The organism is Streptomyces xanthophaeus, from assembly GCF_000725805.1.
In the GTDB taxonomy this organism is placed as follows: Bacteria; Actinomycetota; Actinomycetes; order Streptomycetales; family Streptomycetaceae; genus Streptomyces; species Streptomyces xanthophaeus.
The window spans coordinates 113,814-128,186 of sequence record NZ_JOFT01000011.1 but is presented as its reverse complement, the minus strand read 5'-3'; the positions used below and the strand labels follow the sequence as shown (position 1 = coordinate 128,186).

Annotated in this window: 14 protein-coding genes and 3 pseudogenes; 9 read left to right on the top strand and 8 right to left on the bottom strand. The window is 69.7% G+C overall.

What is annotated here, in order from left to right; translation table 11 throughout:
- Nucleotides 1-49 precede the first annotated feature (49 nt).
- The 3 genes from IO30_RS0104015 to IO30_RS40050 all read left to right on the top strand — a co-directional run bounded on the left by IO30_RS0104015 (nucleotide 50) and on the right by IO30_RS40050 (nucleotide 1,249).
- Nucleotides 50-286, top strand: coding sequence for a hypothetical protein (locus tag IO30_RS0104015; RefSeq protein WP_031139293.1), 237 nt, complete (start codon nucleotides 50-52; stop codon nucleotides 284-286).
- Nucleotides 276-533 (top strand): hypothetical protein, encoded by a 258-nt coding sequence (locus IO30_RS0104010; protein WP_031139291.1) that lies wholly within the window; start codon nucleotides 276-278, stop codon nucleotides 531-533. Before IO30_RS0104015 ends, IO30_RS0104010 begins: the two co-directional genes overlap by 11 nt.
- Nucleotides 534-943: 410 nt before the next feature.
- Complete coding sequence (locus tag IO30_RS40050; RefSeq protein WP_037892979.1) at nucleotides 944-1,249, top strand: hypothetical protein; 306 nt, start codon at nucleotides 944-946, stop codon at nucleotides 1,247-1,249.
- A gap of 372 nt (nucleotides 1,250-1,621) precedes the next feature.
- Here IO30_RS40050 and tnpA read toward each other — a convergent pair.
- Nucleotides 1,622-2,007: pseudogene (gene tnpA, locus IO30_RS40045) on the bottom strand (IS200/IS605 family transposase); the annotation flags it as partial.
- Between tnpA and IO30_RS0103995 the strand changes: the two are divergent.
- Nucleotides 1,958-3,043, top strand: coding sequence for an RNA-guided endonuclease InsQ/TnpB family protein (locus IO30_RS0103995; RefSeq protein ID WP_373316438.1), 1,086 nt, complete (start codon nucleotides 1,958-1,960; stop codon nucleotides 3,041-3,043). The pseudogene tnpA and the gene IO30_RS0103995 sit on opposite strands and share 50 nt — an antisense overlap.
- A gap of 185 nt (nucleotides 3,044-3,228) precedes the next feature.
- Here the strand turns inward: IO30_RS0103995 and IO30_RS0103990 are convergent, their stop codons facing one another.
- Nucleotides 3,229-3,738: a MarR family transcriptional regulator gene (locus tag IO30_RS0103990; protein WP_031139288.1), complete on the bottom strand. Its 510-nt coding sequence runs from the start codon at nucleotides 3,736-3,738 to the stop codon at nucleotides 3,229-3,231.
- Between the two features lie 51 nt (nucleotides 3,739-3,789).
- Between IO30_RS0103990 and IO30_RS0103985 the strand changes: the two genes are divergently transcribed.
- The gene (locus IO30_RS0103985) at nucleotides 3,790-4,968 is read left to right on the top strand and encodes a PP2C family protein-serine/threonine phosphatase (protein ID WP_031139286.1); all 1,179 of its coding nucleotides are present in this window, start codon (nucleotides 3,790-3,792) and stop codon (nucleotides 4,966-4,968) included.
- 17 nt (nucleotides 4,969-4,985) lie between these two features.
- On the opposite strand, the gene IO30_RS0103980 is transcribed toward IO30_RS0103985, so the two are convergent.
- From IO30_RS0103980 to IO30_RS0103970, 3 genes are read right to left on the bottom strand one after another with little or no spacing between them, the layout of a single operon-like run.
- Entirely contained in the window at nucleotides 4,986-5,411 is a 426-nt protein-coding gene (locus IO30_RS0103980; RefSeq protein WP_051901852.1) for an STAS domain-containing protein, read from the bottom strand.
- A complete protein-coding gene (locus IO30_RS0103975) occupies nucleotides 5,408-6,508 on the bottom strand; it encodes a cobalamin B12-binding domain-containing protein (protein WP_031139282.1) in 1,101 nt (366 codons plus the stop codon). Before IO30_RS0103975 ends, IO30_RS0103980 begins: the two co-directional genes overlap by 4 nt.
- Nucleotides 6,505-8,085, bottom strand: coding sequence for a PP2C family protein-serine/threonine phosphatase (locus tag IO30_RS0103970; protein ID WP_031139279.1), 1,581 nt, complete (start codon nucleotides 8,083-8,085; stop codon nucleotides 6,505-6,507). The genes IO30_RS0103975 and IO30_RS0103970 overlap by 4 nt, the downstream gene beginning before the upstream one ends.
- 437 nt (nucleotides 8,086-8,522) lie before the next feature.
- Here IO30_RS0103970 and IO30_RS0103965 point away from each other — a divergent pair, with 437 nt between their 5' ends.
- Nucleotides 8,523-9,182, top strand: a complete 660-nt coding sequence (locus IO30_RS0103965; RefSeq protein ID WP_078904019.1) for a DUF998 domain-containing protein — start codon at nucleotides 8,523-8,525, stop codon at nucleotides 9,180-9,182.
- Between the two features lie 327 nt (nucleotides 9,183-9,509).
- On the opposite strand, the gene IO30_RS0103960 is transcribed toward IO30_RS0103965, so the two are convergent.
- The gene (locus tag IO30_RS0103960) at nucleotides 9,510-9,917 is read right to left on the bottom strand and encodes a RidA family protein (protein WP_031139275.1); all 408 of its coding nucleotides are present in this window, start codon (nucleotides 9,915-9,917) and stop codon (nucleotides 9,510-9,512) included.
- 139 nt (nucleotides 9,918-10,056) lie between these two features.
- On the opposite strand from IO30_RS0103960, the gene IO30_RS0103955 reads away from it, so the two are divergent.
- Complete coding sequence (locus tag IO30_RS0103955; RefSeq protein ID WP_031139273.1) at nucleotides 10,057-10,440, top strand: winged helix-turn-helix transcriptional regulator; 384 nt, start codon at nucleotides 10,057-10,059, stop codon at nucleotides 10,438-10,440.
- Between the two features lie 797 nt (nucleotides 10,441-11,237).
- On the opposite strand, the pseudogene IO30_RS44300 reads toward IO30_RS0103955, so the two are convergent.
- A pseudogene (locus IO30_RS44300) lies at nucleotides 11,238-11,411 on the bottom strand (IS256 family transposase); the annotation flags it as partial.
- Nucleotides 11,412-12,012: 601 nt separating this feature from the next.
- On the opposite strand from IO30_RS44300, the gene IO30_RS0103945 reads away from it, so the two are divergent.
- Nucleotides 12,013-12,483, top strand: a complete 471-nt coding sequence (locus IO30_RS0103945) for an OsmC family protein (RefSeq protein ID WP_051859322.1) — start codon at nucleotides 12,013-12,015, stop codon at nucleotides 12,481-12,483.
- Nucleotides 12,484-12,560: 77 nt separating this feature from the next.
- Here IO30_RS0103945 and IO30_RS0103940 read toward each other — a convergent pair whose 3' ends face one another.
- Complete coding sequence (locus IO30_RS0103940) at nucleotides 12,561-12,995, bottom strand: hypothetical protein (protein WP_031139267.1); 435 nt, start codon at nucleotides 12,993-12,995, stop codon at nucleotides 12,561-12,563.
- 129 nt (nucleotides 12,996-13,124) lie between these two features.
- Between IO30_RS0103940 and IO30_RS47820 the strand changes: the two are divergent.
- Nucleotides 13,125-14,101: pseudogene (locus tag IO30_RS47820) on the top strand (phosphotransferase family protein).
- Nucleotides 14,102-14,373: the final 272 nt, after the last annotated feature.

Genomic DNA, 14,373 nt, shown 5'->3' with positions numbered 1-14,373 from the left:
AGCGGCGATACGGTGGGGGCACACGCCAGAGACACCCCAGGAGCCCCGGATGAGCCAACGGCCGGCCACCGCGTCCGTGCCCGACCGTCAGCCCCTCGACGAGCACGCTGCCGTGTCCGTCCTCGCGTACGCGGCAGACCAGCGGGCGAAGGTCGATGTCCTCGCCTCCGTGCCGGAGGACATCGCTGCCCACGGTTACCCGTCGCCCGAGGCCGGAATGCGGCGGGAGACCGCCCGCGACGCCCACCTCGCCCGCCTCGCCGACGAGCACCCCCGTGTCGCCTGAGCACGCCGCGGGCCGCTCGCGCGTCATCATGGTGGAGCCGGCCCTCACTCAGCTCGCCAAGCTCACCGCGAACGAGACGCACCGCCTTGACCGTGCGATCGTCGCCATCAGCGTCAACCCCGAGCTCGGCACCGCCGTGCCTGACACCCTGCTGCGCGACTACGCGGACGAGATCGACGGAGTACGGGTCATCTACTTCGTCACCGCCCTGCGGACCATCACGATCGTGGCGTACGTCGAAGCCTGAACACTCCACCAGCCCCACGGGGCCGGGGGCCTTTCCGCCGACGCGGGGGTGGTCCGGAGGGCTGGGTCAAGGCCAGGCACAAGCCGATGTGCTCCCCGCCGACGCGGGGTGGTCCGATCGAGACGCCGCAAGCTACGTGACGCTGAATACCTTCCGGGCTCGCTCTGTGGGGGGCAACAGTGTGATGCCGGTTTGAAACGACACGGCTGGTCCTGGCAGGCGCTCGGCCACGGCCAGCAACCCTTCACCACCACTGCTCTCCTGGCGACCGCGGAAGCCGCCCGGCCCGCGATTCCGGCCGGCCTTCCCGATACCGTTCCCCTCCGCAGGGCTCCGTGACAGTAAGGGCGATGGGTCGGCAGCCCGGCAATCAGGCTGCCGACCGCGCGCTGTGATGGCAGGCTCCGCCCATGGCTTTCCTGCGTTGTGAAGCAGTCCGATGGGTCGATGACGAACCCCAGCCCGGCCTGGTCGAAGTCCGCTTCACCGACGCCCACCAGCGACAGTGGGCCTTCATCGACAAGTGGCCCGTCTTCACCGGCGACGGCCTGACCCCCAACTCCTTCTATCCCGTCGTAGTCGGCGTCCTCTGCGACGTCCTGACCGCCGACGACACAGCGAGCGCAGTTACGATCTCCGTCGCCCCCTGGTGCCTCGAATCTCTTGAAGGCGACGTCGAGTTCGAAGTACGGGCTGATCAACTGACCACCAACTGAGTTTCACGATCGCCGGGCCCGCCGACCTTGCGTCGGCAGTGCTTGCATTAGCTGCCATCAGTGCCCACCGGGGCACGCCTGCGGGCCGCTCACGGCGATCACCCAGCTCGCCACCAAGGAGACCCACCAGGCTCAGGGCGCTGCTCCAGGCCGATCCGATGTGACGATTCCAGGAGCCGGTGAGGGTGCGGCATCGTTGGGGCATGGGATCCATCAACTCCACCGGTCCCAGCCGTCCGCCGCGTGAGCAGATCCTTCCGCTGGGACCCGGCTGTGTGCAGGCTGTGCTTCAGCGGGATCTGGCGAGGAACCCCGGGCCTTCAGGCCCGGGAGGAATCGCTTCTTTGGACTGCTCCGACTCGCAGCCTGGTTCGGACGCTTTTGCTGCTCGATGTACTCCGCGATGATGCTGAGCGGCGCTCCGCTGCAGGATGCCGCGAAGTAGGACGGGACCAGAAGTGTGCGTCCCGCAGGTACTTGCGGATGTGGTCGGGGAACTCCTGCCGGAGCCGGCGGGCGGACACACCCTCGAGGGAGCCGACCAGCCGGGACAGGGCAACCTTCAGTAGTGCACCAGCAGGTGCACGTGGTCGCGCTCGCCGTTGAACTCGACCAGTTCTGTCTCGAAGTCCGCGCACACCGCGCGCATGACGTCTTCGCAGGCGCGTGAGGATCTCGTCGGTGAAGGGGCCGCGCCGGTACTTGGGCGTGAAAACCAAGTGGGCATGGAGGGTACAGACGACGGTTCTACCCCTGCGATTGTTGGGGTTTGTTCCAGCGAGGGCGCTCCAGGCCAACATCAAGGCCGGGAACTACGGCAGGCCGGGCTCGAGGCGCCGGGCCAAGGTGGAGTCGAAGCCGGTCACATTCCGGCCCGAGGCGGCGCAGCCGTTCGACGACCGGTGTCTGTCGTGGCAGTACGACGCCGGGACGGTGTCGGTCTGGACGGTGGCGGGCCGACTGAAGAACGTCCGCTTCGCCTGCTCGCCGGACGCGCTGAAGATGCTGCGCGAGCACCGCAAGGGCGAGTCCGACCTGATCGAACGCGACGGCGTGTTCTATCTGGCCGCGGTCTGCGATATCCCGGAGAAGCCGGTCAACGAGGACCCTGCCGGGTTCGTCGGCGTCGACCTCGGCATCGTCAATATCGCCACCACCTCGGCCGGCTACCGTGCTGCTGGCAGGGGCCTGAACCGCCACCGTGCCCGGCAGCTCGAACTCCGCCGCAAGCTCCAGGCCAAGGGCACCAAGTCCGCGAAGCGTCTCCTGAAGAAGCGCTCGCGGAAGGAAGCCCGGCACACCGCCAACATCAACCACATCGTCTCGAAGACGATCGTCACCACCGCTGAACGCACCGGCTCGGGTATCGCCCTGGAAGACCTCACGGGCATCCGCAGCCGGGTACGGCTCCGCAAGGACCAGCGGACCTCTCTGCACTCGTGGAGCTTCCACCAGCTTGCCTCCTTCGTGGACTACAAGGCGAAGCAGGCCGGGGTGCCCCTGGTGTACGTCGATCCGGCGTACACCAGCCAGCAATGCTCCGAGTGTGGCCACATCGACCGGAAGAACCGGGTCGATCAGGCGACGTTTGCGTGCCGGGCCTGCGGGCTCCTGGCGAACGCGGACGACAACGCGTCCCACAACATCGCCCGCAAGGGCGAGACCGTGTGGACCGCGGGGCGTGAGTCACGCGTCCCTGTCACCCCACAGCGGGGTGTCTGGACGGAGGACCCGACCCAGCAGCCAGCTGGGCGCTGCCTCCAAGCCCGGCCCTTCAGGGCCGGGTCAGGTTGACGCAGCCCGGTGCCGGACAGCCCTTGCCGGTGACGGGTCGAGGGAGCCGGAACGACCTCGGACAGGTGCCGTAGGACTACTATTCCGGCAGGCATGAATCTGAGGATGCAGGCGCGCGACAGGTGGACCGTCCTGTTGCCGTTGCAGGAGGGCGGAACCGTGAACAGGTCGGGCAGCTGCCTGCCTCAAGCCGACTCCGCCGGGCTGGCAGCATCCGTGTCTCGGCGAGGGCCTGCATCCTCGGCGGCAGCCTGTACCGCGGACAGCCCGCGCACCAGCGCTGCCCGGTCCAGGGGAGTCATATTCTCCAGCAGCCCGCTCAGGATCTCCTCGCGCCGGGCACGCAGCCCTGCCAGGTAGGCCGCGCCCCGGCGGGAGAGGCGCAGCTCCAGCTCGCGGCGGTCAGCGGGATTGTGGTCCCGGTCGATGAATCCGGCCGCGCCCAGTCGGTCGCACATGCGGCTGACCGCTGACGCTGTGGCCTTCAGCTTTGCCGCCAGGGTCCGCAGATTGACCATGCGCTCCTGCTCCAGCACGTAGAGCACGCGAACCTGGGAGAGGGACAGAGGAGCCGTGGAGGCGCTCTCTGCCTGCGACCACATCACCTCGAGGAACTCGAGGGCTCCGCGGACCGTACTGGCAGCGGCCTCGTCGGCGCTGCTGTGCCGCAACGCTTCCTCCGGTCGCCGTGACATGGGCGGAGCTTCCTTTCGTAACACGTTGCAACACGAGGCGGTAACCGAACGATGGACAGAATCACCGCGGTCGAGCGTGCCCTGCGCTCCGCCACGCCAGATGCGCTTCCCCGCGCCCTCAGCGAGGCCCTGGGCCTGCACTACGGGGCTGCGGATGTGACCCTGCTCATGGCCGACTACGCGATGACCATACTGCAACCGGTCACCACGCTGCCCTACACGATGGAACCCCTCCTGGTGCACACCAGTGCTGCCGGCCGTGCATTCAACTGGCAGCAGCCTCACACCGAGGATTCCACAGAGGCAGGCTTCGTCACTGTGCACCTGCCGGTGAGTGTCCGCGGCGACCGCATCGGCGTCCTGTCCGTGACCCTGCCCGCAGAGCGTCTGGACGCCGACACCGAGCGGGAGCTCCTGTACATCGGCGAGGTGCTGGGTCACGAGATCCTGGTCTGCGAGCGGGACACGGACCTGTACCTGCAGGCCCGCCGTGCCTCCCGGCTGACGCTGGCTGCCGAGATGCAGTGGCAGCTGCTGCCGGGCCGGTCCTGCAAGCGGCCCGAGTACGAGATCGGCGCTCAGCTGGAGCCCGCGTACGCCATCTACGGTGACAACTTCGACTGGTCGACCTCCGCCGACCACCTCACCCTGACCCTGTCCAACGGCATGGGTGAGGGGATCGAGGCGGCCCTGCTGACGAACCTTGCCGTCAACGCATTGCGCAACGCCCGCAGGGCGGGGCTGTCCCTGACCGACCAGGCCTACCTCGCGGACCAGGCCATCCACGGACAGCACCAAGGACGCCAGCACCTGTCGGTCCTGCTGCTGCGCTTCGACCTGGCCACCGGCGCCACCGAGATCGTGGACGCCGGATCCCCGAGAATGTGGCGGCTGCGGTCCGGCAAAGCCGAGCAGATCGAGCTGGACGCCCAACTGCCGCTCGGTATGTTCGAGGACACCCTCTACGCCGCCCAGGAGTTCCGGACCGAGCCGGGAGACCGCCTCGTCTTCGTCAGCGACGGCGTCTACAACGTCGCCTCGCCGGCCGGTGAGCGCTACAGCGAACACGCGCTGGCCCGCGCCCTGACCAGTACGCGCCTCCTGCCCGCCTCCCAGGTCCCTCGCGCCGTCCTGCACGAACTCGCCGGTCACCGCGGTGTCATCGAAGCGGACGACGACGCCATGGTCGTGTGTCTCGACTGGCACGGCAGGCCGGCCGGCGCGCAGTAGCTGCAGCGGACGCGACGTCAGAGGCCTTCCGTGGTGCCGGAGCGGCCCGGTATCGGATCCTCGGCGGCGCGCTGGCGCTGCCGGCCCGGGCCGGCGCCCTGCGCTCCTGCTTCCGGGGCGGTGAGGTACTCGAGCGTGCCGGTCAATTCGAGGAGCCGCTCCAGACGCAGGGGCCGCTCCTCGACGTACAGGCGGACACCGGCCGCGCTGGTGCGGCGGCGGATCATCAGCAGGGCCGACAGTCCGGAAGAGTCGACCGCGGTCAGCCCCGCGCAGTGCAGGCGCACCTCGTGCAGGCCGGTGTGCCCGGCCAGCACCGCTTCCACCGCCTCCAGCAGGATGTCCGCCCAGTAGTGATCGAGGTCACCGTGCAGTTCGAAGCGCGCGCTGTCCGGATCCTCCCGGTGCGTCAGGCGAAGAGGGGTGGGCGGAAGGAGGGTCATTCGGCGGTCCCGGAAGCGGAAGCGGAAGCGGAAGCGGAAGCGGTGAGGGGCGTACAGGTCAAGCGGGCGGCGCCGGCGCGGAGCATGCCCGCGGCGCGGGGAAAGTCCTTCAGCTCCCGGCCCAGGAGGTCCAGGGCGGGCAGCAGGGAGTGGGCGGGGACCCCGCGGGCGTTCAGGACGTCCGCGGTCCACAGCAGGAAGCGGGAGAACAGCTCGACGTCGCCGGTGTAGAGGGCGGCGCCGAGGAACTCCACGATATGAGAGAGGTCTTCGGCCGTGCGCTCGCGCTGGCCCTCGGTGTAGCCGCGCATCGCCGGGTACGCGTCCTGCAGGCCGGTGAACACCGTGCGCACCAGAGCGGGGCGGGCGCGCACGACGAGGGTGTACTCCTGGTCGCTCAGGTGGGGAAGGTCGTCGATGGGCTGATGGGCGGGCTGGGGGCGGTCAAGCGGACGGCGGGCCAGGTCATCGGCGGCGGTACGGGCATCAGGTGCCCAGGCGTCCGCACCCAGGAGGCGTGCGTACTGCCCGCCGGGGCCGAAGGCCGCCCCTCCGACCATGACGGGGACGCCTGCCGCCTGGCAGGCGGTGATCGTCGCATGTGCGGCGGGCAGCCGGGTGGGGATCGAGCTGGACAGGGCCACCGCGTCCGGTCCCGTGCGGTGCAGGTGCGCGATCAGGTGGGGCGTGGGGACCTGGGCACCGAGGTAGTCGACGTGCCACTCGCGCAACCGCAGCACCTCGGCCAGCAGGCGGGCGGGCAGGGCGTGCCATTCTCCGTCTACACAGGCGACCGTGATGCGGCGCCCGGTCGTGGACGCAAGGGCGTGAGGCTGACGGGCGAGTGCGGCGACGGCCCGCTCGCTGATGGCGGTCGCGGCGTGCTCCTGCGCGACGGTGATCCGATTGGCGGCCCACTCCTCACCGACCCGCCCCTGCACCGCGGCGATCACGTCGAGCAGGACGCTCTCGGCTTCCCAACCGTCGTCCAGGGCTCTCAGCACCACCGCCAGGGCGGCCGACTCGTCGAGAGCGAGGACCGCGTCCCACATCTCGGTGACCAACTGCCGGGGCGTGCATACGATGACAGGGTTCATGCGGTGAATCTGCCCCGCGTACGGCCGTCCACGGCGCTGAGGTGATTGGTTCGCGGAGCGGAGATCACCACGACGGCCATGTCGTCGTGGTCGCCGTCGCCCAGCCACTGGGAAGCGAGCATCTGGACCCGCTCCACCACCGCTTCGGCGGGCATGCCCGCGCACTCGGACAGAACCCCTTTCAGCCGTTCCTCGCCGAACATGACGTCACCCAGGGGACCGCCCCGAGCCTCGCTGATCCCGTCCGTGTACAGGAAACAGGCATCGCCGGCCGCCAGCGTGACCCTCGCCGTTTCGGTGGACAGGCTCGGGAGGACACCCACGAGGGTGCCCCGGGTGGAGACCTCCTCCACCCGGCCGTCGCTACGCAGGATCAGCGGCGCGGGGTGCCCGGCACTGGTCAGGCGCAGCTCGACGGAACTGCCGGTCCGGGCCGCGGAGGCCAGCACCATCGTGGCGAACCGGGCGTTCTCGGTGTTCAGCAGGGACGTGTTGAGCAGGCTCAGCATCCGATGATGGTCGTCCGCCATCGGTAGCAGGGCGTGCATCGTGTTGCGGATCTTCCCCGTCATCACGGCCGCCTGCAGGCCCTTGCCGCACACGTCACCGAGGACCACGAGGGAGGCGTCACCCTCCACCGGGGCGGGGTGCACGTCGTAGAAGTCCCCGCCGACCCGCTCATGACTCTTCGAGGGCCGGTAGCCGCCCGCATAGTCCACACCGGACACCTGGTGCAGGGTCGGGGGCAGGAGCTCCCGCATCAGGATCTCGGTTATCGACGCCTGCTCCGCGTACAGACGGGCCGCCGACATCGCAGCGCCCGCACGGGCCGCGAACAGCCGGGCGAAGACCTCCTCGCCCTCGGTGAATGCAGCATGGCCGCTACGGCGCAGCAGCACCAGTGCGCCGGCGGGCACGCCATGGCCGGGCAGCGGGGTGATGACGATCGAGCCGACCGTGCCGAACCCTTCCGGAAGCAACCAGTCGGGTGCAGCCGCAGGATCGATCCAGCGGGACGGAACCGGCGGAAACCCCTGCAGTGCCTCGCGCAGGCCGGGCACCATGGACGGATCCGCCGCCAGCGTCGTCGTCGTCGGCGCGCCGCTGCGCAGGCAGGACACCACCGGCAGCACACGGCCGTGAGAGGGCGCGATCACCAGGGCCGCGTCCGCGAGGTGTTCCGCCGCCATCTGCGCCGTGACGTCCATGCACCGTTCCAGGTTCAGGGACGACAGCAGCAGGTTGGAGGCTTGTGTCAGGAACGCGGTGCGCTCCTTCTCCATGTGCAGCGCCTTGCGGGCCAGGCGGTGGTCGGTGTCATCGACCAGCCACCAGGCGACCATCCCGTCGCCTTGCGCGATCGGGTGTGCCTCGAACACGCGCTTCCCGACCGGCCCCTGGACCGTCTGCCCGGCTTCCAGCCGCCGGAGCGCCGACGCTGCCACGTCCGCGTGCGCTGCAGACAGCCACTCCGGCGCGGCCTCGGCCATCGAAACCCCGGGACGGGCATGGGGAAAGACCAAGCCGGCCGCGTCGTTGACCACCGTCACGACGGCCCGGTCGTCCGCGACCAGCACCGGATAGGGGGCCTCGGCCCACGGAAAGCTCACCGTGGACGCGGCAGGGACTGCCTCGGTGTCATTCACCACGCATAGAAGGCCCGCTGTGCGAACCCCTCACCTCATCGCGTCGAAAACAGTTGCACTCAGGAAACTATCTGCCACCATGCCTCCTGGCGGCAACCGGAGCCCCGTCGCACAGACGTCCGCCACTTCCCCCACACCGGGCACACACACCCGCCACACACCAGAGACACGCCAGAGCCCTCAGCCGAAACCGATCCGAGCTGAACAAGGTTGCGAACGCCCGCATTTCGTCTGTCCGAGCCCCATCGGCCCGGGGCTACGTCAGTTCCGCGGCCCGGAAAGACCGTGTGACCCGGCAGGGTCGATCTCAGGGGTGGTTCGGGGTGGTACCCGCTGTGGCGGACTCGTCGGCTCCAGAGGATGAGGTCATGGCGATCTCGACACGACGATCTGTTCTTCGTTTCCTTGCCCCCGTGGTGTGGGCCGCGGTGGTCCTGGCGGCGGGTGCGGCCTTGTGGTCCCCCGGGGACACCGACCCGGGCCTGAGCCCGCTGGCTTACACCGTCAGCGACTTCGCAGCCCTGGACCGCGGGGGCCCGATCGAGACGACGATGGCCTTGTTGGGCGGGGTCTCGGCGGTGCTGCTCGTGGTGACGAGGAAACGGATCGCCATCATGCGGGGCCTGCCGTCCGTCCTGCTGGGTGTCTGGGCCGTGGGGCTCGTGGTGGCGGCGCTGGTGCCCACGGATCCGCTGACCTCGGACCTGAGCGCGCCTGCCCACGTGCACCGCTACGCCTCGGTGCTCGCCTTCACGGCCCTCCCGGCGGCTGGGCTGCTCCTGTCCCGGCGCATCGGTACGGGTCGCGGAGCGGAGGGCACGGCCAGGTGGCTGCGCGTGCTGTCGTGCGCCGCTTTCGCCGCCGCGGTGGTGATGGCCTACGCGGCGGGCCCCGGAGGCCGGGAACTGATCGGGCTGGCGGAACGCGTGCTGCTCGGTGGTGAGGTGGCCTTGCTCGGCGTCCTCGGCTGGTACGTGCACCAGCCGGTGCAGGCCGCATCCGTACGGTGCGGAAGCGGCACCCTGTGACGTGGCGAGGCCCGGAAAGGGCCCGTGGCCGCGTCGTACGAAGCCGACACGGGAGCCGGCCGTGGCGCCGACGGTCTCTTGGGGGAGCGGAGCCGCCCGAGACGCAGCCCCGTGAACTGTGCTCCGCGGACCGACCTCACCAGCGGACGCGGTGGCAACGGTGACGGGCCCAGGGCAAAGAGACTCGCTGCTGCACCCAGTGCGACAAAGCGTCGTCGGCGCGCAGGACGCTCCCGAACCGTCCGACCTCCTCGAGTGGCCCGGGTGAAGGCCCGGGCCACTCCGCCGTCTGCGGCGCACGGTGTGCCCGCGTTGGCCGTCGGCCGGTCAGTCGATGACGGCGATGGCCTCGATCTCGACGAGGAGGCCGGGTTCGGCCAGCGCTGCGACCCCGATCCCGGTGAGCGGCGGAGCGGGCAGGGGCCCGAGCGTGGCGCCTGCCCGCGCGACCCCTTCGACGAACAGGGGCATCTTGTCGGGGGCCCAGTCGACGGCGTAGACGGTCAGCTTCGCGACCTGGTCGAACGAGGCGCCGACCCCGGAGAGGGCGGCTGCGATGTTGAGGTAGCACTGCTCGACCTGGGCTGCGAGGTCACCCTCGCCGACGAGTACGCCGTCGGCGTCCCAGGCGACCTGTCCTGCGATGAAGATCAGCTTTGATCCGGTCGCAACCGCCGTCTGCCGGTAGAGGTCCACCTTCACCAGCCCCGCGGGGTCTGCCAGGTTGATGGTCATGCCTGCTCCTTGTCGTGAGGATCCGGGGGCGCGCCTTCGTCGAAGCGGGGCGGGCAACGCTCCCTTGTGGTTACTGGGTAACCGTAGGAGAGTGAGCACTGACGTGGAAGAACGCACTTTTTGGTGAGAGGGGAACCTCGTGGTGACCAAGCAGCTCAACGGCGGTTCAGGCGACGCGGACCTGAGGCGGGCGGACTCCCTGGCACGCGAAATCTTCTCGGACGTCGCCAACAAGTGGGCGCTGCTGATCATCGAGGCCTTGGGCGAGCGCACCCTGCGCTTCACGGAACTGCGCAACGAAGTAGAAGGCATCAGCCACAAGATGCTCACCCAGAACCTGCGGATGCTGGAGCGCAACGGGCTCGTCGTGCGCGACGTCTACCCCACAGTGCCGCCGCGGGTGGAGTACTCCCTCACGGAGCCGGGCCGGGACCTCCGCAAGACCGTGGACGTCATGTGCGACTGGACCCACCGGTACCTCCGCCACATCGAGGCATCACGCCACCGCTTTGCCGACGCCTGACCATCGAGGCATCACGCCACCGCTTTGCCGACGCCTGACCGCCGCCGGACACCCGGTCGAGGTCTCGGGTACCCCGCCCGGCTACGCAGTTCCTCTCGGGACCGCGGTCGGGGGCGTGCCCGCGAGGACGGCCCGCTGCCCTGCCCGCTGCGGCCGGACCTACGGTTGCGCCCTGACGCTGCCCGGCGGGTTTCGTGCCATCCCACCGCGGCCGTTGGCCCTGCATCCGTGGACGAGCAACTGTCCATGCTTGTGGATCGGTTGCCCGTGGTCAGAGGTGTGAAGCGCGTCGGGATAGAGGCTGGAGTTTGCGGGGTGTGAGGCAACATTGAGTCGACGTCTGGCGCCGGATCGGTTGAGGTCCCGCCGTGCTGCACGACGCCCCGACAGAGGCACAGCGTCGATCTCCGCGCGAGCTGGTGCGGCGATACAACACCTGAAAAGCTGCGTTGCATGGCCATAGCAAAAAAGGGCACTCGGGTTGTTGTCGTCGACGGGGAGCGCTACCGCTGGGTGGTCGCGCCCAACGACGAGCCTGGCGTGGCGATCGTCGTCCTGCATGAGGAAGTCGATGGACAGTGCATGGTGACGTGGGTTGAGCACGGCGTGGTGGTCGCACCGGGGTTGGTTGCCGGAGCCATCCGAGAGGCGTTGCTCCACCACGGTTGGACACCTCGGCTACGTCGTAGGCAGCTCACGTTGCGGTGTCTGGTGAGGAATCCGACCCCCACGAATCTGAAGCTGGTCGCTTGGCCGCCCGCGGCTTGAGCGAGCGGCTCGTCGACCGTCGAACTCGGTCAGGCCGCGGCGGGCGCGGGCCGCTCGGCCAGCTGACCATGTTCAAAGCGGGTGCCGGCTCGGACGAGGGCGACGAGGTGGGGTGCGGTGACCGCACGCCGGCGTGCCTGGGCGGACTCCACGAGCTTGAAGACCATGGTGAGGGCGGCGGTCGGGCTGCCGGCGCCGCGGGCATGCACCGGTTCTACCAGAGCCTCGCTCCGCGCGGACTCCACCGGCTCCTGGCCCGGCCGACGCCTCGTGCGGCGAGCGCGGCATGACGCCGGCCGACCCGGTGAAGTTGGCGTAGGGGCGTGAGGTGACCTGTCTGCCGGCGGCCGTGCACTCGTCGCTGGTGATGGTGGGGGACGAGGCGCTCACGATGCCGACGGCGCTCGTGCCGGCGAGGGTGGCCGCAGCCAGGGCGAGCCCAAGGATTCTTCGTATGCGCATGATGCCCTCCTCCTCTCGGGCGCCTGCGTTCCGCCTCGGGAGGGATGTGTCTCGGGCGAGGGCGCCCTCACTTCCAGCGGGGCGCTTTGGAGGGGGCACGCGAGGCGGGTTCGGGCGGGGGACGCGCCGCTGGCCGCCACTGCGGCCGCGGCCGGGCCGGTCACGCAGCCTTGGTCGGCGCGCTTGCGTGGTGACGTCACCCGACGACGCTCGGTCGGTCGCAGCCCGGCTGGGGGACGGCGGCACTCGTGGGTCCCCCCGGCGGCATGCCCTCCCACGCCCGTCCTCGACACCAGGCCGGGGCATAGGGCGCGGTCGGCGGGCTGGGCTTACGGTCGGGGGATGACTTCCGAATCACTGCGTTCCGTCACCGTCGAGCGGACCGGACCGGGGCTGTTCACCGCCACCAATGCCCGCGGGGGCACGATCACCTTCAGCACCGGGTCCGGGGAGGGGTTCACCCCTGTCGAGCTGTTGCTCGCCGCGATCGGCGGCTGTTCCGCAGCCGACGTCGACGTCGCGACGTCGCGGCATGCGGATCCCGTCGAGTTCTCCCTCGCCGTCAGCGGGCACAAGGTCCAGGACGAGGGCGGCGGAAACCTGATGACGGACCTCGAGGTCGCCTTCACCGTCGGCTTTCCGGACGGGGAGGGTGGGGACCGGGCCCGCGCGATCCTGCCGCGTGCCGTGAAGAGCTCTCACGACAAGCTCTGCACGGTCAGCCGTACGGTCGAGGCCGGCACCCCCGTCACGACCCGGCTCGTCGGGCGGGACGGGCCGGAGCCCACGCCGGGCGGGCACTCGCCCGCCTGAGGCGGCCGGCCCCGCCGGTACCTCAGAAAGGCAAGACAGCCCGGGAGCGAATCCGACCCCTGGCAGCCGGACGTCCTTCAGGCGCGCGGTGTCCGGCGCCTCCCCGGCGTCGATGAGCGGTGCCCGGGCGACAACCCGCGCACCCGCTGTGGCCCGAAACCCGCGGCGGGCGCCGGGGCGCCGGGGGACTCGGCCTCCGCCTCCGCCGCCGCGGCCATCGAGAGGCCGAGCGGAACGGGAGCATGAGAGGTCGGCCGCGCGCCGGCCATGTCGTGCGCGGCCTCGCGGCGCGGTGGTCGGGCGGCCCGGCGTCCAGCGCCCAGCGGGTTCCAGGAGCTGTCCGGGTGCAGGAGGTGGGCCTCGTTGGGGCCCCACGAGTCAGTGCGGATGAATTCGATGGCAAGACCGTCATTGGTGTTGAACACGGGATCTGCAGCGTGCACAGCGGCCGGGGCCGTCAGGGCAGCTCCGGCGAGGACGACAGCGATGAAGAGGCGCTTGGTGTTGGTCATGCCTCGCCAACGATCTTGATCGGCTGGGGTCATGCGCGATCCGCCGCCCCTTCGACCCGCTCCGCCGACCCTCCGGAAGGACCACCAGCCGCTACGGCACCACGATTTCGGTCTCACTAGACTGCCGCCATGGGCGAGGGGAACGCAGACATCGGCGTGGACATCGACAGTCATGGCTGGGGTGCCACGCGCTCCTGGGTGGAGAAGGAGCTCTCCGCGGCGGAGCGCATAGAAGGGGTCGAGCGGCTGCGTGGCGGCTGGACGTCGGAGATGCGCTGCCTGGATCTCCGCGGCCCGGACGGCCGGCGCTCACTCGTCCTGCGGTCCTTCGTAAAGCCCTTCTTCGTTCGGCACGCAGAGGGCCTGTTGAACCGTGAGGCGGCCGTCCTGCGTCTGCTCGGTGACACGGACGTGCCCGCGGCCACGTTTGTCGCGGCGGATGCCACGGCGCAGTATTGCGATCACCCCTCGTTGTTGATGTCCCTGCTGCCGGGTACCGTGCGCCTGAGCGATCAGGGTGCTGATGACCGCGCGGAACTGCTGGCGCGGCAACTGGTTTGCATCCACCGGCTGCCGGTGAGCACGCAGCAACGGCCCCGTACCTACCAGGCCTGGGCCTCTCCCGAGCGAGTGACGCTGCCCGCAGCCACCGAGCGGCCCGAGCTCTGGCAGCGAGCGTCGAAGTCATCCGCCGCGAGCCCCCGGCCCATCAGGGGTGCTTTCTCCATCGGGACTTTCATCCGGGCAACGTCCTCTTCACGGGCACCGGCGATGACCTCCGGATCAGTGGGGTCGTCGACTGGGTGGAGACCTCGTGGGGGCCGGCCGATCTGGACGTGGCTCACTGTTCGACGGCTCTCGCCCTGCTGCACGGGGTTCCCGAGGGCATGCGCTTCGCCGATCGGTACCTCGCTGCGGGAGGAACCCTGGCCGAAGACGGCACCGCCCATCTCTACTGGCGGCTGCTGGACGCGCTGGGTTTCGCTCCGGACGCGGAGAAAGTCGCTGTTCCCTGGCGTGAACTGGGCCGCGTCGATCTGACCCCCAGTGTCCTGACCCGAAGGCTGGAGGGGTACATCGAAGCCCTGTTCGACAGATATGCCTGAAACGAGAGCAAGCAACGAGGGCGACGTCGACGTCACCCAGATGACGTTCGGGGCGGGATCATCGGGCTCTCACTACCGGTGCAGCAGCGCCGCCGGGATTCGGGACCGGTCCTACTGGCTCGACACCTTCGACGTCGCCTACGGACCCGTCGAATCGGACGTGTTCCTGTCGGAGCCGACCGTTCTGGTCGATGAGTGCGGCCCGGTCCGACAGCGGCGGAGGCGATCCCGGGCTGGTCAGGACGCCTTCCCGGCCAGGCTCGCGTCAGGCG